Source organism: Arthrobacter sp. DNA4 (assembly GCF_024362385.1).
Classification (GTDB): domain Bacteria; phylum Actinomycetota; class Actinomycetes; order Actinomycetales; family Micrococcaceae; genus Arthrobacter.
On the sequence record NZ_CP101466.1, the window covers coordinates 2,541,154 to 2,566,066 of the forward strand.

The 24,913-nt window shown below is 66.2% G+C and carries 26 protein-coding genes, 2 pseudogenes and 1 riboswitch; of the genes and pseudogenes, 7 read left to right on the forward strand and 21 right to left on the reverse strand.

Annotation, left to right across the window (positions count from 1 at the left end):
* Positions 1-247: 247 nt before the first annotated feature.
* From pdxS to NMQ03_RS11685, 6 genes are all read right to left on the reverse strand, one after another.
* Positions 248-1,174 carry a pyridoxal 5'-phosphate synthase lyase subunit PdxS gene (gene pdxS / locus NMQ03_RS11660; protein WP_303693350.1) on the reverse strand — a complete coding sequence of 309 codons (927 nt, stop codon included), beginning with the start codon at positions 1,172-1,174 and terminating at the stop codon, positions 248-250.
* A 137-nt stretch (positions 1,175-1,311) separates the two neighbouring features.
* Entirely contained in the window at positions 1,312-1,935 is a 624-nt protein-coding gene (pgsA, locus tag NMQ03_RS11665) for a phosphatidylinositol phosphate synthase (RefSeq protein WP_255172342.1), read from the reverse strand.
* A complete protein-coding gene (locus tag NMQ03_RS11670) occupies positions 1,925-2,512 on the reverse strand; it encodes an HIT domain-containing protein (RefSeq protein ID WP_159631881.1) in 588 nt (195 codons plus the stop codon). Before NMQ03_RS11670 ends, pgsA begins: the two co-directional genes overlap by 11 nt.
* An 18-nt stretch (positions 2,513-2,530) precedes the next feature.
* Entirely contained in the window at positions 2,531-4,540 is a 2,010-nt protein-coding gene (gene thrS / locus NMQ03_RS11675) for a threonine--tRNA ligase (protein ID WP_255172343.1), read from the reverse strand.
* A gap of 128 nt (positions 4,541-4,668) precedes the next feature.
* Positions 4,669-8,184 carry a DNA polymerase III subunit alpha gene (locus NMQ03_RS11680; RefSeq protein ID WP_255172344.1) on the reverse strand — a complete coding sequence of 1,172 codons (3,516 nt, stop codon included), beginning with the start codon at positions 8,182-8,184 and terminating at the stop codon, positions 4,669-4,671.
* A 10-nt stretch (positions 8,185-8,194) separates the two neighbouring features.
* On the reverse strand, positions 8,195-8,545 hold the full coding sequence (locus tag NMQ03_RS11685) for a DUF6504 family protein (protein WP_255175594.1): 351 nt from the start codon (positions 8,543-8,545) through the stop codon (positions 8,195-8,197).
* 131 nt (positions 8,546-8,676) lie between these two features.
* Between NMQ03_RS11685 and NMQ03_RS11690 the strand changes: the two genes are divergently transcribed.
* Positions 8,677-9,066 (forward strand): hypothetical protein, encoded by a 390-nt coding sequence (locus NMQ03_RS11690; RefSeq protein WP_255172345.1) that lies wholly within the window; start codon positions 8,677-8,679, stop codon positions 9,064-9,066.
* A gap of 6 nt (positions 9,067-9,072) precedes the next feature.
* Here NMQ03_RS11690 and NMQ03_RS11695 read toward each other — a convergent pair whose 3' ends face one another.
* Entirely contained in the window at positions 9,073-9,396 is a 324-nt protein-coding gene (locus tag NMQ03_RS11695; protein WP_159631877.1) for a chorismate mutase, read from the reverse strand.
* Positions 9,397-9,412: 16 nt separating this feature from the next.
* Here NMQ03_RS11695 and NMQ03_RS11700 point away from each other — a divergent pair, with 16 nt between their 5' ends.
* Positions 9,413-9,835 carry a VOC family protein gene (locus NMQ03_RS11700; RefSeq protein ID WP_255172346.1) on the forward strand — a complete coding sequence of 141 codons (423 nt, stop codon included), beginning with the start codon at positions 9,413-9,415 and terminating at the stop codon, positions 9,833-9,835.
* A 25-nt stretch (positions 9,836-9,860) separates the two neighbouring features.
* On the opposite strand, the gene NMQ03_RS11705 is transcribed toward NMQ03_RS11700, so the two are convergent.
* Positions 9,861-10,604 (reverse strand): SOS response-associated peptidase, encoded by a 744-nt coding sequence (locus NMQ03_RS11705; protein ID WP_255172347.1) that lies wholly within the window; start codon positions 10,602-10,604, stop codon positions 9,861-9,863.
* Between the two features lie 150 nt (positions 10,605-10,754).
* Between NMQ03_RS11705 and NMQ03_RS11710 the strand changes: the two genes are divergently transcribed.
* Positions 10,755-11,012 carry a mycoredoxin gene (locus NMQ03_RS11710; protein WP_141941622.1) on the forward strand — a complete coding sequence of 86 codons (258 nt, stop codon included), beginning with the start codon at positions 10,755-10,757 and terminating at the stop codon, positions 11,010-11,012.
* 28 nt (positions 11,013-11,040) lie between these two features.
* Here the strand turns inward: NMQ03_RS11710 and NMQ03_RS11715 are convergent, their stop codons facing one another.
* The 4 genes and pseudogenes from NMQ03_RS11715 to NMQ03_RS11730 all read right to left on the reverse strand — a co-directional run bounded on the left by NMQ03_RS11715 (position 11,041) and on the right by NMQ03_RS11730 (position 15,088).
* The gene (locus NMQ03_RS11715; RefSeq protein WP_255172348.1) at positions 11,041-11,790 is read right to left on the reverse strand and encodes a lipoate--protein ligase family protein; all 750 of its coding nucleotides are present in this window, start codon (positions 11,788-11,790) and stop codon (positions 11,041-11,043) included.
* Between the two features lie 122 nt (positions 11,791-11,912).
* Positions 11,913-13,621: pseudogene (locus tag NMQ03_RS11720) on the reverse strand (ABC1 kinase family protein).
* A 5-nt stretch (positions 13,622-13,626) separates the two neighbouring features.
* Positions 13,627-14,166 (reverse strand): PadR family transcriptional regulator, encoded by a 540-nt coding sequence (locus tag NMQ03_RS11725; RefSeq protein ID WP_255175595.1) that lies wholly within the window; start codon positions 14,164-14,166, stop codon positions 13,627-13,629.
* Between the two features lie 119 nt (positions 14,167-14,285).
* Positions 14,286-15,088 (reverse strand): annotated as a pseudogene (locus tag NMQ03_RS11730) (thioesterase family protein).
* A gap of 161 nt (positions 15,089-15,249) precedes the next feature.
* On the opposite strand from NMQ03_RS11730, the gene NMQ03_RS11735 reads away from it, so the two are divergent.
* On the forward strand, positions 15,250-15,927 hold the full coding sequence (locus NMQ03_RS11735; protein WP_255172349.1) for an endonuclease/exonuclease/phosphatase family protein: 678 nt from the start codon (positions 15,250-15,252) through the stop codon (positions 15,925-15,927).
* A 33-nt stretch (positions 15,928-15,960) separates the two neighbouring features.
* On the opposite strand, the gene NMQ03_RS11740 is transcribed toward NMQ03_RS11735, so the two are convergent.
* The gene (locus NMQ03_RS11740) at positions 15,961-16,476 is read right to left on the reverse strand and encodes an NUDIX domain-containing protein (protein ID WP_159631870.1); all 516 of its coding nucleotides are present in this window, start codon (positions 16,474-16,476) and stop codon (positions 15,961-15,963) included.
* A 48-nt stretch (positions 16,477-16,524) separates the two neighbouring features.
* Positions 16,525-16,716: a DUF1918 domain-containing protein gene (locus NMQ03_RS11745; protein ID WP_255172350.1), complete on the reverse strand. Its 192-nt coding sequence runs from the start codon at positions 16,714-16,716 to the stop codon at positions 16,525-16,527.
* A 74-nt stretch (positions 16,717-16,790) separates the two neighbouring features.
* Here NMQ03_RS11745 and NMQ03_RS11750 point away from each other — a divergent pair, with 74 nt between their 5' ends.
* Positions 16,791-17,297 (forward strand): metallophosphoesterase, encoded by a 507-nt coding sequence (locus NMQ03_RS11750; RefSeq protein WP_255172351.1) that lies wholly within the window; start codon positions 16,791-16,793, stop codon positions 17,295-17,297.
* 154 nt (positions 17,298-17,451) lie between these two features.
* Positions 17,452-18,345, forward strand: coding sequence for a glucose 1-dehydrogenase (locus NMQ03_RS11755; RefSeq protein ID WP_255172352.1), 894 nt, complete (start codon positions 17,452-17,454; stop codon positions 18,343-18,345).
* A 56-nt stretch (positions 18,346-18,401) separates the two neighbouring features.
* Here NMQ03_RS11755 and NMQ03_RS11760 read toward each other — a convergent pair whose 3' ends face one another.
* The 4 genes from NMQ03_RS11760 to NMQ03_RS11775 are packed head-to-tail and all read right to left on the reverse strand — an operon-like array spanning position 18,402 to position 20,589.
* Complete coding sequence (locus tag NMQ03_RS11760) at positions 18,402-18,845, reverse strand: DUF1810 domain-containing protein (RefSeq protein ID WP_255172353.1); 444 nt, start codon at positions 18,843-18,845, stop codon at positions 18,402-18,404.
* Between the two features lie 20 nt (positions 18,846-18,865).
* Complete coding sequence (locus NMQ03_RS11765) at positions 18,866-19,396, reverse strand: DNA alkylation repair protein (protein WP_255175596.1); 531 nt, start codon at positions 19,394-19,396, stop codon at positions 18,866-18,868.
* Positions 19,393-19,752: a TraR/DksA C4-type zinc finger protein gene (locus NMQ03_RS11770; protein ID WP_255172354.1), complete on the reverse strand. Its 360-nt coding sequence runs from the start codon at positions 19,750-19,752 to the stop codon at positions 19,393-19,395. Before NMQ03_RS11770 ends, NMQ03_RS11765 begins: the two co-directional genes overlap by 4 nt.
* 21 nt (positions 19,753-19,773) lie before the next feature.
* Entirely contained in the window at positions 19,774-20,589 is an 816-nt protein-coding gene (locus NMQ03_RS11775; RefSeq protein ID WP_255172355.1) for a hypothetical protein, read from the reverse strand.
* 252 nt (positions 20,590-20,841) lie between these two features.
* A riboswitch (cyclic di-AMP (ydaO/yuaA leader) is annotated at positions 20,842-21,012 on the forward strand.
* 3 nt (positions 21,013-21,015) lie between these two features.
* Between NMQ03_RS11775 and NMQ03_RS11780 the strand changes: the two genes are divergently transcribed.
* On the forward strand, positions 21,016-21,861 hold the full coding sequence (locus NMQ03_RS11780) for a LysM peptidoglycan-binding domain-containing protein (protein ID WP_255172356.1): 846 nt from the start codon (positions 21,016-21,018) through the stop codon (positions 21,859-21,861).
* A gap of 107 nt (positions 21,862-21,968) precedes the next feature.
* Here the strand turns inward: NMQ03_RS11780 and NMQ03_RS11785 are convergent, their stop codons facing one another.
* Genes NMQ03_RS11785 through NMQ03_RS11795 form a run of 3 tightly spaced genes read right to left on the reverse strand, consistent with a single transcriptional unit; the run spans position 21,969 to position 24,880 of the window.
* Entirely contained in the window at positions 21,969-23,432 is a 1,464-nt protein-coding gene (locus NMQ03_RS11785) for a YdiU family protein (RefSeq protein WP_255172357.1), read from the reverse strand.
* Positions 23,416-24,363, reverse strand: coding sequence for a ribonuclease Z (locus NMQ03_RS11790; RefSeq protein ID WP_255172358.1), 948 nt, complete (start codon positions 24,361-24,363; stop codon positions 23,416-23,418). Before NMQ03_RS11790 ends, NMQ03_RS11785 begins: the two co-directional genes overlap by 17 nt.
* On the reverse strand, positions 24,356-24,880 hold the full coding sequence (locus NMQ03_RS11795) for a DUF664 domain-containing protein (protein WP_255172359.1): 525 nt from the start codon (positions 24,878-24,880) through the stop codon (positions 24,356-24,358). Before NMQ03_RS11795 ends, NMQ03_RS11790 begins: the two co-directional genes overlap by 8 nt.
* Between the last annotated feature and the right edge of the window lie 33 nt (positions 24,881-24,913).

Consider the following 24,913-nt stretch of genomic DNA (forward strand, 5'->3'; position numbering starts at 1 on the left):
TATTGGAGGCTCAAAACGGCGTTTACGGAGCAATCGACTTAAAAGAACGACGCCGGTCCCCCACCAAAGAAGGTGGGGAACCGGCGTCGTAATAAAAACCAAAGGCGACCACTAGCGCCGGACGGTGCGGTCCGGCAGCGTGCGTAAAAGGGGCCCCGCCCCCAACCACCGCGGGTATGGCGGCAGCGGGAGGCGGGGAATAGCACGCAGAGGATCGCGCCGTTCGGCGCGATCATCTAATTGACGACTACCAGCCGCGCTCAGCGAGACGGTGCGGCTGGGGGATCTCGTCAACGTTGATGCCCACCATGGCTTCGCCGAGCCCGCGGGAGGCCTTGGCGATGACATCGGGGTCGTCGAAGAAGGTGGTGGCCTTGACGACGGCGGCGGCGCGCTGGGCGGGGTTGCCGGACTTGAAGATGCCGGAGCCGACGAAGACGCCGTCGGCGCCGAGCTGCATCATCATGGCAGCGTCAGCGGGGGTGGCGATGCCGCCTGCGGTGAAGAGGACCACAGGAAGCTTGCCGGCAGCGGCAACTTCCTTGACGAGTTCGTACGGGGCCTGCAGTTCCTTGGCGGCAACGTACAGCTCGTCCTCGGGCAGGGAGGAAAGCTTGGCGATCTCCGAGCGGATCTTGCGCATGTGCCCGGTGGCGTTGGAGACGTCGCCGGTGCCGGCCTCGCCCTTGGAGCGGATCATGGCCGCGCCCTCGTTGATGCGGCGCAGGGCCTCACCGAGGTTGGTCGCACCGCAGACGAAGGGAACCTTGAAGTTCCACTTGTCGATGTGGTTGACGTAGTCGGCCGGGGTCAGGACCTCGGACTCGTCGATGTAGTCGACACCGAGGGACTGCAGGACCTGGGCTTCCACGAAGTGGCCGATCCGGGCCTTGGCCATCACAGGGATGGACACGGCGTCAATGATCTGGTCGATCATGTCGGGATCGGACATGCGGGACACGCCGCCCTGGGCGCGGATATCGGCCGGAACACGCTCCAGCGCCATGACTGCCACGGCACCGGCGTCTTCGGCGATGCGGGCCTGCTCGACGTTGACGACGTCCATGATGACGCCGCCCTTGAGCATCTCGGCCATGCCACGCTTCACGCGGTTGCTGCCCGTGACGCTGTTCGCGGACGAACCGGCCTCGTTGCTTACATCAGGTGTAGACACAAAAACCCCTATGGGTAGACAGATGATCTTCGCCGGGCATGCGGCGGCAGCTGCCGGAGGTGCACGCACGGGTTGCCGGGTCGCTTGACCGGGCACTTATATACTAGTCCCCCGCCGCGCGGCCAGCTTAATCATGCTTAATCAGCGGGCGTGGGTTCCGCCAGTGCCTGCCGGCGCACGGAAACCACGCGTTGCACGACGGTGACGAGGCTCGCCGCGGCCAGGAGGACCAGGGTGACCAGGAGCACCACGGTTGGCAGTCCCAAACCGGTCAGACCGGTGACCACCAGCACGGAGACCAGGCGTTCGGCCCGTTCTGCGATCCCGACATTGGCGGTGAACCCGAGCGACTCGGCCTTGGCCCTGGCGTAGGAGACAACCATGCCCAGGACCAGGCACAGCAGCGCGCTGACGGCGATGGCGGTGTTGTTTCCGCCGGTGAAGAACCATACGGACACGCCGGCGAAGAGTGCGCCGTCGGCGACCCGGTCCAGCGTGGAGTCGAGGAAGTTTCCCCATCGGCTCTTGATGTCCTGCATCCGCGCCATGATGCCGTCCAGGACGTCGGAGAAGATGAACGCGGTGATGAAGACGGTCCCCCAAAAGAGTTGACCCAGGGGGTAGAAGATGAGGGCTCCTGCGGCAACACCCGCGGTTCCGAGGATGGTGACCGCGTCCGGGGAGACGCCAATTTTCAGGAGCCAGCGGGCCAGTGGGGTAAACAGCGCGGTGAAGAAGCCGCGGGCATGCCTATTCAGCATCCGACTCCCCGGGCCAGGCCTCAGCCACCTGTTGCCGGACCTCATCAAGGGTCTGGGTGATGGCTTTGGTCTGGGCGATGATGGGGAAGAAATTACCGTCGCCACCCCAGCGCGGAACAATGTGCTGGTGCAGGTGCGCGGAGATACCTGCACCGCCCACCACGCCCTGGTTCATGCCCAGGTTGAAGCCGCCGGGATTGGATACTTTCCGCAGGACCCGCATGGCCGTCTGGGTCAGCTCGGCGAACTCCGCTGTTTCTTCAACCGTGAGGTCCGTGTAGTCCGGAATGTGCCGGTAGGGGCAGACCAGCAGGTGGCCCGGATTGTAGGGGAACAGGTTCAGCACCACATAGCAGGTCCGACCGCGGTAGACGATGAGCGCCTCTTCGTCAGTGCGGCCGGGGCCTACGCAGAACGGGCAGTCGTTCTCGTTCTTGAACTGGTGCTGGCCGCCTTTGATGTAGGCCATACGGTGCGGAGTCCACAGGCGCTGGAAGGCGTCCGGGACACCGGCGAGGGCAAAGTCGTCGGTAACGCCGGCATCGCCTGGATATCCTGCGCCTGTGTTCTCCTGCACTGTGCTGTTTCCGTTCGGCTAGCTGGTCCGGTTGCGGACGGCTTCGGTGATTCGCTTGACCGCTTCCGCGACGGGCACACCGTTGTCCTGGCTACCGTCCCGGAAGCGGAACGAAACAGCGCCCGCCTCTGCGTCGTCGCCGCCCGCGATCAGCACGAACGGGATCTTGTCCTTGCTGGCGGTGCGGATCTTCTTGGGGAAGCGGTCCGAGGACGTATCCACCTCGGCGCGGATGCCCGCCGCCTTGAGCTGGCCGACGACGTCGAACATGTAATCGTTGAACGCCTCCGCCACGGGGATGCCTACCACCTGGACCGGAGCCAGCCACGCGGGGAACGCCCCGGCGTAGTGCTCGGTGAGGACGCCCATGAAGCGCTCCACCGATCCGAAGAGCGCGCGGTGGATCATGACGGGACGCTGGCGGCTGCCGTCGGCTGCCTGGAATTCCAGCTCGAAGCGTTCGGGCAGGTTGAAGTCCAGCTGGATGGTGGACATCTGCCAGGTACGCCCCAGGGCGTCCTTGGCCTGCACGGAAATCTTGGGACCGTAGAAGGCTGCTCCGCCTGGATCGGGCACCAGCTCCAGTCCGGACTCCTGGGCTACCTCGGCGAGGGTCCTGGTGGCTTCCTCCCAGGTGGCGTCGTCGCCGACGTACTTCTCGGGGTCCTTGGTGGACAGCTCGAGGTAGAAGTCGTTCAGCCCGTAGTCCTTGAGCAGGTCCAGGACGAAGGTGAGGGTCTTGGTGAGTTCGTCCTTCATCTGCTCGCGGGTGCAGTAGATGTGGGCGTCGTCCTGTGTCATGCCCCGGACACGGGTGAGGCCGTGGACCACACCGGACTTCTCGTACCGGTACACGGAGCCGAATTCGAACAGCCGCAGCGGCAGCTCGCGGTAGGACCGGCCGCGGGAGCGGAAGATGAGGTTGTGCATGGGGCAGTTCATCGGCTTCAGGTAGTAATCCTGCGCCGGCTTTCGAATGCTGCCGTCGGCGTTGAGTTCCTCATCCACCCGCATGGCGGGGAACATGCCGTCCTTGTACCAGTCCAGGTGCCCGGAGACCTCGTACAGGTGGCCCTTGGTGATGTGCGGGGTGTAGACGAACTCGTAGCCGGCTTCGACGTGCCGCTGGCGCGAGTAGTCCTCCATCTCCTTGCGGATGATGCCGCCCTTGGGGTGGAAGACCGGCAGGCCGGAGCCCAGCTCGTCCGGGAAGGAGAAGAGGTCCAGCTCCGAACCGAGCTTGCGGTGGTCGCGGCGCTCGGCCTCGGCAATGCGCTCCTGGTAGGCCTTCAGGGCGTCCTTGGTGGGCCAGGCGGTGCCGTAGATACGCTGCAGCTGCTGGTTCTTCTGGTTGCCCAGCCAGTAGGCCGACGACGAACGGGTCAGCGCGAAGGCGTTGGAGATCATCTTGGTGTTGGGCAGGTGGGGGCCGCGGCAGAGGTCGCACCAGACGGTGGTGCCTTCCTTGCGTTCCACGTTGTCGTAGATGGTGATGTCCCCGGCGCCGACTTCAACGTTCACGCCTTCCCCGGCTTCGGCGGCTTCGTTCTTTTTGCCCAGGAGCTCGAGCTTGTAGGGCTCGTTCTTCATGGCTTCGCGGGCCTCGTCCTCATTGACCACGCGACGGACAAACTTCTGGTTCTGGTTGATGATCTTCTGCATCATCTTTTCGAGGGTCTTGAGGTCCTCGGGAGTGAACGGCTCGGCAACATCGAAGTCGAAGTAGAAGCCGTCGGTGATGTAGGGGCCGATGCCGAGCTTGGCATCGGGACGCAGCTGCTGCACGGCCTGGGCCATGACGTGGGCAGTGGAGTGCCGCAGGACGTTCAGGCCGTCGGGGGAATCAATGGTGACGCCTTCCACCTCGGCGCCTTCCGGAAGTTCCTGGTCCAGGTCCTTCAGCTCGCCGTTGACGCGGGCAACAACAACGTCACGGCGCTCAAAGAAGAGTTCCGCACCGGTTGTCCCGGTAGTCACCTTGGTCTCTTCGCCATCGACGAGAAGGGTGATCTGCTGGGCATCTGACACGGGTGTCTCCTATTCAAAGTTGAGGCTTCATAGCTTGTGGCATACGGGGACCACAGCCAGCCACCGTCAATGCTATCGGTTCCGGTATGGGCCGACCAACGCGGCACACGGGGGGTGCGGAACCGCGGTCACCCATTGAACCCGGTGATCGCCAACGTCCTGCTGATGCCATCGAGGGGATGCGGCCCATCGGCGAAGGCCTCCGGGCTGGACACCCCGGCGTACCCGCCGATCGACTCCGGCAAGGGCAAACTGTCCGTCTTGCCCAGGTCCCAGGCCATGCTCGCACTGATGCTGATGCCCCGCGGACCGGTCCTTCGGGTGGTCCCGCGGATCAGCAGCAGGCGGGTTCCAAACAGAAGCGGGCCAGCGTTTTCCTGGGCCTCGTGGAAGAAGACCGAATCCACGCAGCCGGTGCCGTCGTCGATGCTGATGAACACCACCCGCCTGCCGCCGCGCATGGGAGGAGTCTGGGTGGCCACCCGCACCCCTGCCACCAGCACTTCGGTCCCGTTGCGCAGGCTGAGGAGTTTATCGGCAGTGGTGACACCCAGCCTTTCCAGCAGGGGCCTGTGGCTGTCCATCAGATGGGAACTGACATCGACGGACATCAGATCCAGTTCCGCCCTGACGTTGTCCACCACCGTGGGGGCTGGAAGTCCAGGTTTGATGTTGCGCAGTTCGACGTCGCCCAGGGGAAGGGACAACTGTCCCTCCAGCACCTCCACGCCTTTCCGCGCGCCATTGGCTGATTGAAGCTGCTGCAAATGGTGCACCAGGTCCGCTCGGTTGGCGGTGCCTCCGGCTTCACGGTGGAGGGAATCAAAGGCCCCAAGCTGCGCAAGGCGCCGGATGCTTGGCTTGCTGAGCCGCGAGCGCGCCCGGAGATCCGCCAGTGAGTCATAGGGCTGGCTTACGACAACCCGCTTCAGTTCAGCAGCAGACAGACCGTAAATCCCGTTCAGGCTGAGCCTGATTCCCAGCCTGCCGGCGTCCCTGCCTGTCCCGATCCGCTCCACCCGGTACTCGGCTTTGCTGCGGTTTATGTCCAGGGGAAGGATGGGAATGCCCAGCCGGCGGGCTTCTGCCACCAGCAGCCGTTTGGGGTACATGCCGGGGTCGTGCTCCCATAAGCCTGCAAGGAAGGCTTCGGGGTGGTGTGTCTTGAGCCAGGCGGACTGGTAGGTGGGGACGGCGAAAGCAGCCCCGTGGGCTTTGCAGAATCCGAAGCTGGCAAAGGACTTCAACGTCCCCCACACCTTGTCCACCACCTCGGGGGTGTACCTCTTGGCTTTGGCGTGGCGCCGGAAGTACTCCTCCACCTGCGCTTCTCCGGCCTCGCTGCTGAGTGCCCGGCGGAATTCGTCGGCTTTTGCCAGGCCGCAGCCGGTCATGACGTGGAGAGTTTTCAGGATCTGCTCGTGGAAGACGGTGACCCCGTGGGTTTCCTGCAGCACCGGCTTGAGGTCAGGGTGCGGGTAGACCTCAGGGGCGAACCCGTGCCGGTGTTCCAGGAAGGGCCGCACCATGTCCGATTTCATCGGTCCCGGGCGGAACAGTGAAATATCGATGATGAGGTCGTTGAACTCCCGCGGCGCCATTTTGCCGATCAGCTCCCGCTGACCGGGTGATTCGATCTGGAAGCAGCCAAGGGTATGCGTGCTCCTGATCAGCTCATAGGTGGCTTCGTCGTCGAGGGGGACGGCGTTGAGGTCTATCCGGCCGTTGGCGGCAATGTAGTCGGGGCCGGAACCTTCCGGCCCCGCAGGGTGGTTCCCTGCCTTGACCACTTCCTCCTTGGAGGGATGGATCCTGATGATCTCCCGGACCGCGAACGCCATGGCGCTTTGCATGCGGACACCGAGGACATCGAGTTTGAGCATGCCCATGGGGTCCATGTCATGTTTATCGAACTGGCTCATGGGCAGTCCAAGACCGCTTGGCTGTACCGGGGTACGGTCCAGGAGGGTTGCATCACCCAGGATGACGCCGCACGGGTGCATGGAGATGTGGCGGGGCAGCCGGTCGAGCCGTTCGGTCAGGTCCACCAGCAGGTCCAGTTGCTGGTTTCCATGGGCGTCGCGTTGTTCCACCCGGCCGGCAAACTCACGCAGTTCCGGTTTTTCCTGCAGTGCTTCCCGGAATTTTCGTGCAGAGAACCGCCACAACTGCTTGGCGATCTCCCCCACCTCGTCGTCGTCCATGCCCAGCGCCAGACCGGCGTCGCGCACGGCACCCCGGGCGCGGTATCCGTTCTGCATGCTCATCAGGGTTACCCGTTCAGAGCCGAAGCGTTCGAAGATCCGGTGGTAGACGTTGTGGCGTTCAGCGCTTTCGACGTCGATGTCGATGTCCGGAAGGGTGGCGCGGTCGTTGGAGAGGAAACGTTCAAATATCAGGTCGTGCTGGAGGGGATTCACATGGCTGACGTCGATCAGGTAATTGACCAGGCTGGATGCTCCCGACCCTCTTGCTGCCGCCCTGACCCCCATGTCCTGGATCATCCGGGACACCTCGGCAACAGTCAGGAAGTATGAGGAGAAGCCCAGGTTGTGGATGATCCCCAGCTCATGGTCCAGGCGGGCCAGGATCTCCTTCTCCGCGTTGCCAGTGGCTCCCGGGAACCGCCGGCCGATTCCTGCATGGCAGCGCTGGATGAGTTCAGCGTGCGGATCCTGGCTGATGCCAATAACGGATGCTTCGGGCACCACGGGCTGTTTCCATCCCATGTCCGAGGTGGGGTCGATCCGGCAGAGATCGGCGAGCGCCTCCGTTTGCGTCATCAGCTGCTTGAGGTCGGCGGCACCATAACCGGCTGCTGAAATGATCTCCTTGCCTATCCCCAGCATCTGCGCCGGGGTTTTCAGCCACCCCTGGCCAGTGGGTTGCAGGAGGGGTTCCCCTGCCAGTTCGGGCAGGGACTTCAATGTCCGGGCAGAATCCAGGACGTCAGCGGTTGGTGCTCCGTCCGCAGCGCAGTACCTCACCGCATTGGCGAGTACTGCCGGCACCTGGTGTTCCTCGGCGAGCCTGAGCATGCGCACAGCGTGCGCCGTGCTCAACGGGGTACCAGGTGCGCTGAGTTGGGAGACTATTTCAGCCACCACGGTTCCGGCGGGCATTGCGTCAAGCCACTGCTTGAAAAGGGTCCGGGGCCGCAGGTAGCGCCGTCCGCCCATGGCACGGCCCACATCCGAATCAGGGCCGAGCAATACGGTGAGCACCGGCTTAAGGGTTTGGGGGTCAAGGGTGCGGGAAGCCAGTTCGGCACGGGTGACAGCAGCGGGCACCGCTCCCCCGGCTTTCCCCGAGGTCCTTGCGTGGGCGTCGGAGACCAGCCGGCACAGCGCACGGTATCCGGCACCGTTGTTTTGGCCGCGGGCCAGCACCACCACCCTGCCTGCCACCTGCGTTCGGTGATCACCGTCGTCGTCAAACACTGCAAGGTCCACCCCCACAATGGGGTCGATGCCCGCGGCCATGCAGGCCTTGAGGTGCTTGATGGTTCCGTAGAGGCCGTCCCGGTCTGTACAGGCAAGGGCTGTGGCGCCGTCGGCTGCGGCAGCCATGGCCAGTTCCTCCGGCCAGGAAACACCGTAATGGGCGCTGAACGCCGTGGAAACGTGAAGGTGGGTGAAGCTCATGCTGGACTGGTCAGGCTGTTCTGTGGCGGAGGGCGTCATGGATCCGCAGCAGCCGCCAGCGGTTGCTGCGGATATGGCGGGTCAGGTCAAGAGTGAGGGGTTCTGCGCCGGCCGCATCTTCCGGCGCTGAGGGACTGGAGGCCACCCGGGCAGGCAGCACCTGCACGCGCCAGATTTCGTGATCCACCACGCCCGGTCCGCTTCCCAGCGGGGCCCTGCTGTCTTCCGCCCACCATTGCCGGCGTTCGTACCACCGGAGGGGTTCGGCGCAGACGGTGTAGGAAGCACCGGCCCAGGTCAACGTTTCCGGTTGTCCGGCTTCGGTGCACACCACGTCAACAGACTCGCTGAACATGCCCATGTGCACCTCCCCGACGATTTTCCCCAAACAGGTATTCGAATATGTATTCGAATAAAACCAGTCTACGCCGGGATGGCATCAAAACATAGGCGGGGGTGGACGGGGCGTGCGGCAGGGAGCAGGATGTTGGCATGAGTACCGATGACGCACTCCTGAAGCAGGCCAGCATCAAGACCGAGGACTCCACCCTGGTCGCCACGTTCGATATCGACGGCACCATTCCGGTATCCGGTGCCTACGTGGTGGGGTTGATGGGAGCCTCGCCGGATTATTCGGCTCAGCGCCGGCTGTGCATTGAGTTCATGAACGGGGAGGCCATCGCCTGCTACGCGTTCAACCGGGACCAGGGGATCGAGGAGGATTACGACCTGTCCGGAGTCACCCACTCACAGAGCAGCATCACCGGCAGCTTTCCCCTGACGGCGTTGAACGGGCTCGGGCAGGGGCACGTCCTGTCCGCCTTCAGCGAGGCGGACGGACGGGAGTTCCAGCACGGGGTGCCGGTGGAGGAAGCGCCCTAAGCTTCCTCAGCTGTTTTCTTTATGGATCCGCAGTTCAAGTTCAATGAACGCGGAGATCATGGCCCGGTAGGTTGACTCCACGATGTCCGGGTCAATGTCTTTTTTCTCGGCAGCAGCCCGCACGTGTTCTATGATCCGCTCCACCCGGCCCGGGGCGCGCACCTCGGCGTCATCACCCTTCAGCGTGCCGGCGATCCTGATCAGCCGTTCGCGGCGGGCGATGAGGGTGACAATCTGCTCATCCACCTCGTCAACAGCAACCCGGACGGCAGCGAGCTGTTCCCTGTCGGCCCGGGCATCCCTATCGTTTCCTTGAATTGTCGCCATCATCTGACAGTATCGAAGCATGGAGCCCAGAGTCGACTTTATCTCCCTCGGTGTCCGCAGCGTCGAGGCCTCGCGCGCCTTCTACGTTGACGGCCTTGGCTGGCCCGTCCACCGCGAGGTTGCCGGGGAAGTCCTGTTCATCCAGGTGAACCATGGGCTGGTGCTCTCCCTCTGGGACAGCACCCAGATGCAGGCCGAAGCCGCCACCAGTCCTTCCGCCGGCGTCCCCGGCATCACGCTCAGCCACAACCTGGCAAGCCCGCAGGAAGTGGACAGCGTCATGGAACAGGCCGCGGCTGCCGGTGCTGCCATCGTTGCCGAGCCCGTCACCAAGGCATGGGGAGGCTACGCAGGATATTTTGCCGACCCTGACGGGTTCCGCTGGGAAGTGGCGTACAACCCCACCTGGACAGTGGACGACGCCGGCACGGTCACCGTCTGACGGGTACCGGCCCAGGCGGAGGCTGCTAGAACAGGGCTTCCACCGGGCGGATCAGTTCCGGGCCGTTGTTGCGGACATTGCCCACTTCCTTGCCCACGGATTCCACGTGCCAGTCGGCTGCCGCGTCCTTGACCCCCGACCGCACCAGGTCAACCAATGCGGCGGCATCATCAGCCTCCGGGTCCAGCCAGGCCTCCATCGTGGCCTTGTCCATGGGCAGCGGCACTCTGTCATGCAGCTCGGTCAGTTTCCCGAAGATGGTGGATTCAGTCCCCGGCGGCGGGGTGTCAGCCGTGAGGATCGACGTGGACAGCAGCCAGCGTCCGGGCTCCCCCTCCGGCACTGACGGGTCCTTCCACCACTCATAGAGACCGGCGAAAACCAGCCCGCGTTCCCCGCCCGGGTGCACGTAGTAGGGCTGCTTCGACTTTCCCGGGCCCTGCTTCCATTCGTAGTAGCCGTCGGCGGGCACGGCACAGCGGCGGGACTGCACAGCCTTCCGGAAGGCCGGCTTCTCCAGCACGGATTCGCTCCGTGCATTGATCATGCGGGAGCCGATCCCGGGATCCTTTGCCCAGGACGGGACCAGGCCCCACCGCGCAACGTGCAGCTGGCGGACCTGCCGGGGCGCAGCGCCGTCTTCCACCAGCCGCTCCAGCACAATGGGGACGGCGTCAGTGGGTGCCACGTTCCAGGACGGCGGGATGGTGACCTCGTCCTCCAGCTCGGCGTCGAACTCGGCCAGGAGATCCCCCACGGCCCGTGCCATTACGTAGCGTCCACACATGGCACCAGCTTGCCACCGCCCGCCACAAACTGTCATCCAGGCACCGCAGCAGCGCCCGGGACCGGGGAATACCGGCGGCCACGCTACGGTTGACAGTAAGGAAACCTTTCAAGCGACGTATAGGAGATCCCTGTGGACTTCACTCCCGAATCAGGCACCATCACCATGTTTTCCACCACCTGGTGCGGCTACTGCAACCGGCTCAAGAAGCAGCTGGATGCACAGGGCATCGGCTACACCGAAATCAACATCGAAGAGGTGGACGGCACGGCTGAACTCGTGGAGCAGCTGAACGGTGGCAACCGCACCGTCCCAACGGTCCTCTTCCCGGACGGCACCGCCGCCACCAACCCGTCCGCCGCCGAGGTCAAGAGCCGCCTGGCCGCCTGACCGGCCGCCGCGCCACAACTGATGCGGGTCATGCCCCCAGGCTGCTGAAGGAAGCAGCTTCCAGGGTGGCATGGCCCGCATACGTCTTAAGGATGGCCTGCTCGACGGCGGCGACGTCCAGGCCGGGCACCAGATCGTTGGCGGCGCCGGCGGTGGCAGGATTCCAGTCCAGGCCGAGCGCGGCATAGCTGTCGGTAAGGACCTTCCGGATCGGGGCGGAGTCCTCCACCACGATCACCGAGCTGAAGAGCCAGCCGCCGGAAACAACCCGCTGGGCAGTGCCCACCAGTTTCACTCTCCGGGAGCTGTCTGCCGGGTCGGTGCCGTAGACACTGAATTCGCCCGGACAGTATTCGCCGGGAATCTCACCCACGGCAGCCTGTACGCCCACGCTTCGCAGCGCCTCCGCAAACAGCTCCCCGAAGTAGCCGAACCGGGCCTTGGATCCGGCGACGGCGTCCGTATCCGGTTCAATGTGGTCCACCACCAGGGTGCCCCGGTGGTAGGCCGCAGCGCGTCCGCCCGCCCGCCTGACCAGAGGTTCGAAGCCGTTGTCCCGGCAGGCCTGGGCGGCGGCGTCGAATCCCGGCAGCCGGGTATCCCGCTGCCCGAACGCCACGGTGGGCGCGGGCCGGTACAGCCGCAGGGTGGGACCAATGGCGCCGCTCCGTGCCCTTGCCAGCAGCTCCAGGCCGAATTCGAGGTCCCGGCCCGCGCCGAGTGACACGTCCTGCCGCACCACGGTGAGCGTGCTGGATCCGGTACCGGTGTGGTGCATTGTTGCGAAGCTCCCATGGTGTGGCGGCGACATTTTCAACGTCGACGGGTTTTAGTGGCGGCGGTTCACAGCCCGCGGACGGGCAGGCCACCCCTAGGTTACGCCCGACGGCGGCGGCCGCCTTAACGTCCCCGGCGCCCCACCCACAGCGCGTGCAGCAGCGGAAGGGCCGACGCCGTCATCAGCACATTGCCCAGCGCAAGGTCGTCAGGGCGGACAATGGCTCCCGCGAGCAGCAGTGCCCCGAAGACCAGGGCGGAGGCTGAGCGGCGCACAGCCCGGTCCAGCCGCGCAGCCTGGCGCTCCAGGCGGGGGACGGCAACCTGCAGCGATCCTTCCTCCAGTCTCCCGGCCAGGGCGTCCAGGCGGCCCGGGAGCCGGAAGGCAACACCGGCGGCGTCGAGGGCCTGCCGGGCCACGTCCTGCACCACGTTGCCCCGTTCGTTCCGCAGCAGCCGGGCGGCGTAGGGCTCCACCGAATCCCAGAGGTTGAAACGCTCATCCAGGGCACTGCATACCCCGGAGGTCAGGGACATGGCCCGGATGATCAGCAGGAAGTTCTCCGGCAGCTGGAACGGCAGCGACCGGACCACGTCACCGAACTCCACGGCAAAGTCACGGAACTCCCTCGGGTCAACCTCGCGCAGTTCGGCGAAGCCCATGCCGCCGAAGCGGGCGAAGAGCTGCGTCATGGCGCGTTCCAGGGCCACGCTGTCGGCTGACGGCATCAGGACGCCCACATCATTGATGGCCGCCACGAGTCCCTTGCCGTCCCGGGCGGCGGCTGCGATCAGCAGCTTCCGCAGTCCGCTGCGCGTGGAAGCCGTGACTTCGCCCATCATCCCGAAGTCGATGAACGTCAGTTTCCAGGGAAGCCCTGCACCTGGAGGGACTGGGGTGACGAAGATGTTCCCCGGATGAGGGTCGGCGTGGAAGAAGCCGTTGGTGAACAGTTGGTCGAACATGATGGACGCGAACACCGGCGCGACCGCGGCGGGATCGATGCGGCGGCACGGAGCGCCCCGACGTCCGTGATCTTGATGGCAGTGACGTCCTCCAGGGTGAGCACACGGCGGGTGGTCCGCTCCCACACCACGCCCGGGACTTCCACGCGGTCGTCCCCGGCGAAATCCGCGGCGAACCGCTCCGCGTTGACGGCCTCGTGCAGGTAGTCGATCTCCAGCAGGCTGGTCTGGGCGAATTCCTCCACCAGCGCCGGCATGTCGGCGCGGCGGGAAACGAGCCGGATGTGGCTGAGCCAGCCGGCAACCTTGCGCAGGGCGGCAAGGTCGACGTCGACAATGGCGCCGATGCCCGGGCGCTGCACTTTCAGCACCACGGCATCGAGTCCGGTGTCCCCGGCGTCGGCAGGATTCAAGCGGCCGCGGTGGGCCTGGCCCAGGGAGGCAGCGGCTATGGGCGTTGGGTCCACGGAGGCATAAACCCTGTCCAGCGGCGTCCCCAGTTCCCGGGCGGCCAGGGCGGAGATGGCAGGGAAGGCGACCGGCGGCACCTCGTCCTGCAACCCCTCCAGTTCTTTGGTGATCTCCGGCGGAAGGACGTCGAGCCGGGAGGACAGGAACTGGCCCACCTTGATCATGAGGCCACCGAGGTCCACGGCCAGGTCATGGAACCGCTGGGCAAAGCGCCGCATCCGCCGTGACCGCGTCCTGGCGGCCACCCGGCTAAGTCCAATCCGCGGCAGGAACAGCTCGAACCACCACGTGGCGGCGAGGTTCCATGCAGCGAAGCGCAGAATCCGCCGGTAGCGGCCGCGGTGCTCCCGCAGGGGCAACTGGGCGTCGGCCCTCTCCTGGACGGTGGACGCCACCCGCGTCAGTCCTGGGCGAGGATGGCGTACAGACGGCGGCGGGCCTCGTCCAGCACCGCCACCGCCTGGTGCACCTGCTCCTGGGTGCCGGTACGGCCAACCTGGGCTGCGGCCTGGGCCAGTTCGATCCCGGCCTTGGGCAGGGAAGCAACGCCGCCGGCCATCGGGCCGGCCGGATCCCATGGCGCAGCCCCGTGGTGGGTTGCCACTTCCTCGCGGCCGGCTTCGGTCAACGAGTAGATTTTTCGGCCGTTCGTTTCCTCGGCTGTAATTGATCCTTCATCCGCCAGCAGCTGCAGGGTGGGATAGACGGAGCCTGCGCTCGGTTTCCAGCTGCCCCCGCTGCGTTCCTCGATCTCGCGGATGATCTGGTAGCCGTGCATGGGCCGCTCGGCCAGCAGGGCCAGCACCGCCGTCCGCACCTCACCTTTCCCGGCGCGGGTTCCGGCCCGCTTTTCAAACCGGGAGCGCAGTTCCTCGACGGCCTGCCACATACCGTCCAGATTGTTCCCGCCGAATCCGCCAGCAGGGTTTGAAGCACGCATCATGAACTCCTTTGTCAATCGTGAACGATATACAACGATACTCAGCGATACATGCCCGCACCATAGGTCAGGACCCAGGCGCGGCAAGGACCAGTCGCAGGGTCAGGACGAACCCTTTATCAGGATTTGCGCAGGGTGAGGATCTGTTCAGCGCGGCCGAACGGCCCCTGCCGGTCGTGCAGCACGGTGGAGGTCAGCCCGATCCCGTCGCTGCCGAACGACACCGCATTGTCCAGTCCCAGCCATTCCCCCCGGGGCCGGCGGTACATGTGGATCTGCAGGTCCAGGTTGGGGAACGCGTAGCTGCCCTTCCCCGGCGGAACCCTGGCCGCGATGCCGTTGGCCGTGTCCACCAAGCCCATGAGCCGGGCCAGGTCGCCGCTGTCGGCGCGGTCGGTCAGGGGGTGGTCGGTGCGGAGCCACACCTTGCCGGCTCCGGGACGGTGGCCCTCGGCCACCCTCATTTCGAGGAGCGGATGTAGCCGCCGGGCCAGACGGCGGCGCCGTCGTACGGCTTGCATTCGTCGGGGCCGGGGATCGCTGCGTCCTCGACGGCGGCGACTTCAGCGGTGTCACTGGTCAGCATGCGCCACCCGGCGGCGCGGATGGCGGTGCGGCCGCCGGCCACGAGTTCCGCCTGCACCAGTTCGATGGTCCTGCCGGGACGCAGCGTGGTGGTCTCGATCCGGAACTCGCCGCCCGGGATCAATCCAAGGATCTCGTAGCTGAGGCGGGCCATCCGCATGTCTTCCCGCGGCTGGTGCCGTTCAAGGACATCGGCCATGAGGCCCGATGCCGGGGCCATGTGCTGTTCGTGGACGTTCCAGGCACCCTGCGCGTGGATGGTGGAGCGGAACCGCCCGCCGCCCAGGTCCTGGTAGTAGAAATTGCCTTCGGCGAGTTCAGGCAGGTCTGCAGTCAAGGCTGGCCCCTTACGGAAATTCAGTGAATTGCCACTAACTCTATCCCCCGCGGACAGCGCACGGCGCGCCAACGCGGGCAACGAAATGTTGGAGGGTGCGGGTGGCAATCGGACTAGAGTAAGGAACTGGTCCTGTCAGCAACCCTCAAAAGAGGTGTTTCATGCGCGTCATCAGCTACAACCTCCGCAAGCACAAGGCCAGCGGCGAACTTCTCGCCCTGGCCCGCAACCATGACATCGATGCGCTGTGCCTTCAGGAAGTGGATGCCAGCGACCTCCCGGAGACCCTGGGCCCGCTGCACCTGGCGGATGCCACCAAGGGCAACCGGCTGGGTCTGGCCATCTACTACCGCACCAGCCGCTTCACCGCACTGGATACGCAGTCCTTCGCGTTGAAGAAATCAATGCATGACAGGGTGCTGGCTCCGGCCCATGAACGGCTCATCGGCACCAGGGTGATGGACACCGAAACGCAGCATGAGCTGGTGATCGGATCCTTCCATGCAGCCCCGCTGACGGCGTCGAACTCTTTGCGGCGCAAGCAGATCCACGCAGCCCACGCTGAACTGCTGAGCATGGGCAAAGGCCTGATGACCCTGATGGTGGGTGACTTCAACTACCCGTTCTTCACCAAGAACCTGGACATGCACATGAAGAACTCCGGGTATGCCCTCTCCCTGAGCAACCGGCGAACGTACACCCGGTACAAGGTGTTCAAGGGCCACTTCGACTTCGCCACCTCGCTGGGCCTGGACATTGCCAGCGTGGAGACGCTCCCGCGCGGAAATTCAGACCACCTGCCCATCCTGGTGACCGCCGACTACGGCGAAGGCTACTAGCCGGAGGCTCACCGGGAGGAGTCCGGGGCCGGCCTACCAGGGTTCGCCGGTGTCCAGCTGCGCCAGCAGCTCCGGCCACGCGGCCGCGAAACCGGGGTGCAGGTCCAGGGCCTCCACCTCTGCCACCGGGATCCAGAGCAGGGCAATGCTCTCGGGGTCGCTGATCACCGGCTCGAAGGATTCCCGCACCCTCACCACCACCGTGGTGTAGGACCAGTAGCCATGGTCCAGCACGGACGTGAACAGCACTTCCACGCTCTCCGACGGGACCGCGGCTTCCTCATACGCCTCGCGGAGGGCGCCGTCAACGGGTTCTTCGCCCTGGTGCAGGGCGCCGCCGGGCAGCCCCCAGGTTCCACCGTTATGACTCCAGACCGCACGGTGCTGCAGGAGCACGCCTTTGGCGGGGTCCCAGGCAAGGACGCCCGCCGCGCCGAAACGGCCCCAGTACCTGCCGCGGTCCCCTTCCACCCAGGCGTCGCCCGGGTCGCGGGGACCTGTGCGCTGCGGTGGGGTGGAGGACATGCCTGCGGACGGAAAATGATCCATTGCTCCAGTCTGACAGGTGAAGCGGCCGGGTGCAGTCCCGCAGGAGCGTCAGGCGTTGTGTCCGTGCTCGACGGCGAAATCGCCACCGGGATACATGACGGTTTCGTGCCCGTCGTCGAAGCGGACGACATACGGCGGGCTTCCACCCTCGCCACGGACCTCCAGAATCACCCCGTGCCGGTCCGAAGACCCCACCGTCCTCCCGTGCACAACGATGCGGTCGCCTTGGGCTGCCTCCATGGCAATCACCTCCAAGCCCCCAGATTACGACTCCACGCGGCATGGGAACAGGGCCCTATGGCAGGATGCCGGGTATGCCGTTGAACCTTGTCCTGCTTGCCGATACCCATGTGCCCAAGCGCGCCAGGCACCTGCCGGAGCAGGTGTGGTCCGCAGTGGAACTCGCCGACGCGGTTTTCCACGCCGGTGATTGGGTGGAGGCGGAACTGCTGGACGAATTCGAACGCCGGAGCAAGCGCCTGCTGGGCGTTTTCGGGAACAATGACGGCCCCCAACTTCGCCGCCGGCTGCCAGAAACGGCCACTGCCACCATTGGCGGGGTTCGCTTTGCGGTGGTCCACGAAACCGGCCAGGCGAAGGGCCGTGAACAGCGGTGCGAGGCGCTGTACCCCGATGCCGACGTCCTGGTGTTCGGGCATAGCCACATCCCCTGGGACACGGTGTCGCCGAACGGGCTGCGGCTGTTGAATCCGGGCTCGCCAACCGACCGACGCCGCCAGCCGGCATGCACCTTCATGGAGGCCGTGGTGGACAGCGGGCGGCTGGCGGAGGTCAGGCTGGTGGAGGTCCGCCGCGACTGAGCCCGCGGAGCGGCTTGGCAGGGCAGGGGGCTTCTGCCTAGGGTAGGAAACGTAAGCATGCTTAGTTTCCAGTGGTTGCCCTCGGCAGCCCCAGGCTGCTTCACCATCCCGGGCGATGAACCAGCCCGCGTCCCGCACGAACAGGAGTACCACCATGACTGACCAGTACACCTTCCGTAATCCCGTGACTGCCTACGAAAAGATCTCCCCGCCCAAGCAACACCAGCCTGAGCCCGGGCTTGATGCGGAACTGGCGCCCAAGGCCGACCTCGGGGAAGAGACCTATCGGGGCACCGGGCGGCTGGAAGGCCGCCGGGCGATCGTGACCGGCGCGGACTCAGGCATCGGGGCAGCGACGGCGATCGCCTTTGCACGGGAGGGCGCCGACGTCGTGCTTTCCTACCTGCCGCAGGAAGAGGAGGACGCCTCCCGCATTGCCGGAATCATTGAGGCCGCCGGTCGCAAGGCCGTCAAGGTCCCCGGCGACCTGAAGGACTCCGCCGTGTGCCGGGACCTGGTGGACACGGCGGTGGCCGTCCTGGGCGGGGTTGACATCCTGGTCAACAATGCCGGGAAACAGGTTGCGCAGGAGGACCTGCAGGACATCAGCGACGAGCAGTTCGACCACACCCTGAAGACCAACGTCTATGCCATGTTCTGGGTGACCAAGGCCGCCGTGCCGCACATGCCGGCGGGCTCAACCATCATCAACACCACGTCGATCCAGGCCTACAACCCGTCCCCCACGCTGGTGGACTACGCCACCACCAAGGCCAGCATCAACAACTTCACCAAGGGCCTGGCCCAGCAGCTGGCGCCCAAGGGGATCCGGGTGAATGCGGTGGCCCCGGGGCCCATCTGGACGCCCCTGCAGGTCAGCAGCGGACAGCCCAAGGAGGAACTGCCGGAGTTTGGCCAGTCCACTCCCCTGGGCCGCGCGGGCCAGCCCGCCGAGCTCGCCCCCGCCTATGTCTTCCTGGCCTCGCCCGAGTCCAGCTACGTGGTGGGCGAGACGCTCAATGTCAACGGCGGCAGCCCCACGCCTTAGCGCGCCCTGGGCTCCCCGTACCCCCCCCCGCGCAGCAGCGGGACAGAAGCCGGGTTTCAGCGGCCGCGTCCTGGTACCAGGAGCTCGTCCGTGGCCGGGTCCGGTTCCCCGTTGAAGAACTGGGCCAGGACGGTCTTGAACACTGTTTCTCCGGGCGCCGCCCGGAGGAACAGTGTCATGCTGGAGCGGAGCTTCCTGGCGTCGATACCGCCGAAAATGTCTTCGGCGGACTGGTCGGCGTGGTTTGCCAGGACCAGCGCGCACTCCAGGAGCCGCGGGCCCAGCACCTCGTGGTCCAGGTAGGCGCGGGCCTCCGCCAGCGAGGAAATGGCGTACTTGCGGGAGGTGGCGCTCTGTCCCAGCCCGGCAATCTGCGGGAAGACAAACCACATCCAGTGCCCGGACTTCCGGCCGACCTGCAGTTCGCCCAGCGCCTGCTCATAGGTTCCGCCGGTGTTTTGCGCGGCAACAAAACGCTCAAGGTCAAACGGCTCATTCATGGGGATCTCCTCGGTACGTTTCAAATGGTCAAGTCTTTTTCAAGGGCGTCGGCCGCCGCCCGCAGCTGGGGGTCCGGGTCTTCCCGCCACCGCGCCACGACAACGCCTGCCCGCTGCCGTTCGCGCTCCCCCAGCCCCGCCAGCAACGGGACCAGGACGTCGGCGAGAAGGGGCCCGGTCAGGTCCGCTGCCTGCGCGGAGCGAAGGAAACCCTCCAGCCGGGTCAGGTCAGAGTGACGGAGCAGCCGCACCCGTGACTGCAGCAGGACCACCGCTGCCAGGCGGCGCTCGAACACCGGCCGGGAACCGGGCCGCGGCTGGCCCCACAGGGCGGAGGCCAGCATGACCGTGCCGTCATGGTCCAGGTCCTTGAACTTCCGCAGCGCATCGCGCACGGTCCCGCGAACGGCCCCCACAGAGGAACCATAAGAGGCAAGCACCCCGCCCAGCCGTGCCCCGACGTCGTCCGCCCGGTACCAGGCGCCCTCGTTCTGCAGGGTCCGGTCCACGAAATCCGCCGCCGCGGACACAACGTCCGCCGTACCGGTCATCGCCCGCGCCCGGACGCCGCGTGGTGGATGCAGTACGGGGTCCACGGGCGGGCTTCCAGCCTGCCCTCGGCGATGGGCTCCCCGCATACGGCGCAGGTTCCATAGGTCCCCGCCGCCAGCCGGGCAAGCGCCGCTTCAATCTGGTCCAGGCTCGCCGAACTCTGTTTCAGGAGCGCAGAGGCCTGTGAGAGTTCGAAGGCGATGGTGGCACCCTCGGGATCGTGCTCGTCGTCGACATTGGAACCCTGGCGCGCCGAGTTTGCTGCCTCGATGTCCGCCCGCAGCGCCGGCAACAGTGCCAGGCGCCGCGCCCGCTCCTCTTCGAGCAGCGCACGGAACCGTTCGAAATCTGGCATGGAGACAGCCTAACGCGTCAGTCAGTACCAGTTCAGGGTTACGGAGTGGTTCCAGGCCGCGCACGGTGAACCGTAGCGGTCACGGATGTAGCCCAGGCCCCATTCGATCTGGGTGCGATAGCTGGTGAGCCAGTCGCCGCCGGCGCTGGCGTACTTCCCCGGGGGCAGGGCCTGGGGAATTCCATAGGCTCCGGAGTAGGCGTTGGTGGCGGTGGTCAACCAGTTGGACTCCTTGGTCCACAGCTGGGCCAGGCACAGGAACTGGCCCTGGCCCCACCCGTAGGCGGGCAGGCGTCCGGACGCGTAGCTTTTCGCCCCGGCGGGATCATTGACCGCGCCGGGGGCCGGACCGGGTTGGGCCGGATTGGCCTGGGCAGGGTCGGCACGGGGTGCGGGCTCCTGGGGCTGCCGGGCTGCCGCTGCGGCACCCTTGGCTGCGGCCTCCGCCTGTCCGCGGGCCTGCTCCTCAGCGGCGGCGCGCTTGGCCGCCTGGGCCGCCTCATAGGCAGCCAGTGCAGCCCAGCCCTGCCGGTACCCACCCTCCATGGCCGCCGTCGTACCTTTCAGCGTGGCGAGCTGGGCGGTCAGCTCAGTGCCGTGCCGCTGCTCCTCCGCGACCTGCCCGGCCAGCGAAGCCTGGGCAGAACGTGCGGCGTCCAGTTTTGCTTTCGCTTCCCCGGACAGGCGTTCCCGCTCGCCCTTGGCGGCCTTTTCCTGTGCGGTGAGCGCGGTGGCCGTCTTTTCGGCGGCCGCAGCATTGCTGACCAGGGTGGCCAGGGCAACCGCCATGAGGCCCCCGTCAAGGGGGAGCCTCCCCAAGGTCACGAACGGGCGCATCGTCCCGAAGCTTACCGTCGGGATTGGGCGCAGGGCAGGGGCCTGTTTCCACATTGTTACCGTGCTTCACGGGCAAAGTATCACCTGAGGTCAGGCCCTGGCTCGCGGTGTATGTCCAGACGTTTGCCCAATGCGAGAGAACAACCTCGTATGTTATCCAAATGTGACAATCACGCCGCACGTGGGTTATGGTCTTTTGGTGTCCCTCTCAGACGGGACATTCCCGTCAGCATGCCGAGCCCTGCCGCTGATCATGGGATTCAACCGCTCCAGTTGGCAGGGACGGGGGAACCAAGTTTCCGCGGCCACTTGTGGCCTTGGGGTTAAGTCGATAGCGCCTCCGCACGTCGCGGGGTTGCTTCCGGCCGGGTATCTCCAGCCCGAACCCGACAGCTCACCCCGCAGGCATGGGAGAGGCGATCAACCGTGTCAAAAATTTCAACCACTGCCCGTCACCGCGCGACCCCGGCCCGCTCCATTGTGCTCGAGGGCCTCGCAGTAACAGCCAAGTCCCAGGCCCGCTCCCTGGGCCGTCCCGCGCTCGCCGTTGCTGCGGCATCCGGCATTGCCTTCGGAGTCGGCGCCCCGGCCCATGCAGGTGTATCCGCCCCGGACACCACTGAGCAGACCAGCGTCCAGGCCACCTCGGCTCCTGCCGCCCCGGCCGCAGCCCCCGCCGCAGCAGCAGGGAACGTCCACACGGTCGTTTCCGGCGACACCCTCGGCGCCATTGCAGCAGCCTACGGCGTCAGCCTCAACGGCGTGCTGTCCGCCAACGGCCTGGGACTGTCCTCGGTCATCTACCCGGGCGACCAGATCCAGATTCCCGGCGCAGGCTACACCGCCGCCCCGGCGCCCGCCCCTGCAGCAGCACCCGTGCAGGCCGCAGCCGCCACCGCACCGGCGAACACCGGCATGAACATGTCCTACGCCTCGGCCACCCCGGTGGCATCCACCACCGGCACGGGCACCGGCGCTGCGATCCTCGCCTCGGCCTACAGCCAGCTGGGCTTCAAGCAGGATTGCACCGCCATGGTCGAGAAGGCTCTGCGCTCCGTCGGCAAGTCCGTGGGCGATCTGGCCCCCACCCAGTTCTTCCAGTACGGCACCGTCGTAGGCGCTCCCGCCCCCGGTGACCTGATCATCACCTCCGGCCACGTGGGCGTTTACGCAGGCAACGGCCAGGTTGTCAGCGGCGGCGTCAACGGCTTCGACACGCAGGTGCACTCCATCAGCTGGCTCGGCGGCTACTCCGCTGTGCGCGTAGCCTAGTCTTCGCACTGTCCGGCGCCGTTGGCGGCGCCGGACGAAGCAGGAGGGTGGCAGCCGGGAATACCGGCTGTCACCCTCCTCTCGTTTTACCCCGCGGGCCGCCTCGGTCAGGTCCCGCAGAAGGTCATGTAGCTGCCGAAGTCGTCGGGCGCCCCCTGCAGGTAACGTTCCAGCCCGGGCCGCTCGGTGAAGGGTTCACTGACCGCCTCCAGCAGCTGCTGCAGCGGAGCCAGGTTTCCGCCGGTGGCAGCGGACAGCGCCTCCTCCACAAGGTGGTTCCGCGGAATGTAGGCCGGGTTCACGCTGTCCATCAGCTCCGCGTCAGGCTGCAGCGCCTGCCACCGCTCCAGCCAGGCATCGAGGGCGGCCAGGTCAAGGACCATGCCGCGCACGGGACGGAGGTCCCCGCGAGCCGCTTTGCCCAGGTTGCGGAAGAACAAGGTGTAGTCCACGGGTCCGTCCTTCAGGATGTCGAGGACATCATCCACAAGGGCCCCGGCGGCGCCGCTTTCATCGACGCCGCCCAGGCCCAGCTTGCCCGTCATCCCGCGGGTCCATGCCTCGCTGTACTGACCGCGGAAGCCGCCGAGTACCTCCACCGCCGGGGCCACGGCTTTTTCCTGGTCCTGGTCAATCAGCGGCAGCATGGCCTCGGCGAGCCGGGCCAGGTTCCATTCGGCAAGGACCGGCTGGTTGGCGTAGGCATAGCGTCCGCCGACGTCGATGGAACTGTAGACGGCGGCCGGGTTGAAGGCGTCCATGAACGCGCACGGGCCGTAGTCGATGGTTTCCCCGGAGATGGTCATGTTGTCCGTGTTCATGACCCCGTGCACGAAGCCCACCAGCATCCACCGGGCCACCAGCTCCGCCTGGGCGGAGACGACCGCCGCGAACAGAGCGAGGTAGGGGTTGGCGGCATCAGCGGCGTGCTGGTAGTGCCTGCTGATGGCGTGGTCCGCCAGCCGTTTCAGGAGGTCCATATTTTCGGTTGCGCGCGCGTACTGGAAGCTGCCTACGCGCAGGTGGCTGCTTGCCACCCGCGCCAGGACGGCGCCGGGCAGCATGTCATCGCGCCGGACCTGCCGCCCGGTGGCCACGACGGCGAGCGACCGGGTGGTGGGAATGTGCAGTGCGTGCATGGCCTCGCTGACAATGTATTCACGCAGCATGGGCCCGACGACGGCACGGCCGTCCCCGGCGCGGGCGAAGGGCGTTCGCCCCGAACCTTTGAGATGGACGTCCAGGAGGCGGCCGGCCCGGTCAGTGACCTCGCCCAGCAGGAGGGCCCGTCCGTCGCCGAGCAGGGGCGAGTATCCGCCAAACTGGTGTCCGGCGTACGCCTGCGCCACGGGTGTGGCACCGGCCGGCACGTGGTTTCCCACCAGGAGCCGCACACCCTCGGGGCTGCGCAGGTATTGCGGGTCGAGGCCCAGGTCCGCTGCCAGCTTCTCGTTCAGGACGAGGAGCTCAGGGCTGGGCGCTTCCTCGGCCTGCCAGGGCACGGCGAGTTCCGCCAGTTCCCGGGCGAAACGGCCATCGAAAGTGACCGTGGATTCAGCTGCTGCTGTCATGGTTTAACCCTATCGCCGTTGTTGGGCCCGCTGCTTCTCCCGCTGGTTGCCGCCGCCGCGGAACAGGGATGCGGTCAAGGTCGTTGGCGGCGATCACGGTAACCCCTGGGGCCCGTGCCTGCGCCTGTTGTTCCAGCACGGAGACGTCGTCACCGTACCGTGCGGAGAAATGGGTGAGCACCAGGGTGCGGACCCCGCCGGACGCCGCCAACTCCCCGGCCTGCCCGGCAGTAAGGTGCAGGTACTGCCGTGCCAGGACGCCGTCGTCGTCGCTGAACGTTGACTCGGTGACCAGCAGGTCAGCGCCGTCCGCCAGGTCGTCGGCGCCGGGGCACGGCGCGGTGTCCATGATGAAGGCGAAGCGCTGGCCCGGCCTGGGTACGCTCACGTCCTCCAGCCTGACTGCCCCAAGGACGCCGTCGCGTTGCAGCCGGCCCACGTCCGGGCCTCCGATTCCTGCCGCCTGGAGCCGCTCCGGCAGGAAGGTGCGTCCGTCAGGCTCCGTCATCAGGTAGCCGTATGTCTCGATGCGGTGCCTCAGTGGCCGCACCTCCAGGCAGTCCGCCACGGGCCCGGCCCCCGAATGCGGATGGAGCCGCAGGTCGATGCCGGGCGAACCCACGGCCACCAAGGCCTGGACCACCGGGTCACCCGACGCCGGATAGTGCAGGTGGACCGGGTGTGCCACACCGTCGAGGGCCATCCGGGACAGGACTCCCGGCAGCCCGTAGCAGTGGTCTCCGTGCACATGCGTGAGGCAGATCCTGTTGATGTGGCTGGCCGCGACGCCGGCGTGGATCATCTGGCGCTGGGTTCCCTCGCCGGGGTCGAAAAGCAGCCCTTCGCCGTCCCAGCGCAGAAAGTAGCCGTTGTGGTTCCGGGTCCTGGTGGGGACCTGTGAGGCGGTGCCCAATACCACCAGTTCACGCACCGCCGGCGCCTGCCGTCCCGGCGTGCAGCCCCTTGGCGTAGGCGGCCTGGCCGAGGTGCTGAAGGCAGTCCCCCAGGATGCTGACCAGCCGCACTCCGAGGGTCACAGGCGGATTCCAGTGCCTGTCAACCACGCGGTCCAGGTCCGGATCAGCAATGTCTTCCAGGACCTTGGCGGTCTGCCGGTGGACGGCATCGTAGTACTCCAGCAACAGCTCCCGCGGCGCCCTGACGGCGTCCACCTGTTTACTGGAGTGGCCGTAGCCCGTGTCGCGTTCCCCCAGGGGAAGGCCGAAGCGCTTCACGAAACCTTCCGCCGTCCACACCTGTTCCAGGCCCGCAGACGAGGCTACCTGCGCATCCTCCACCCGGCCCGAGTGCCAGATCAACCACGCGATGGAATTGCCGTTGCCACCCGGACGGCGCTGCAGCTGCGCCGCGTCAAGCCCGTCGAGGGCTTCCCGGACCAGGACCGGGAGGCGATCGAAGGCCTCCAGCAGCAGTTCTTTGGATTGCATGGGACTCCCTCCACTGCGGGCCGGGCCACGCCG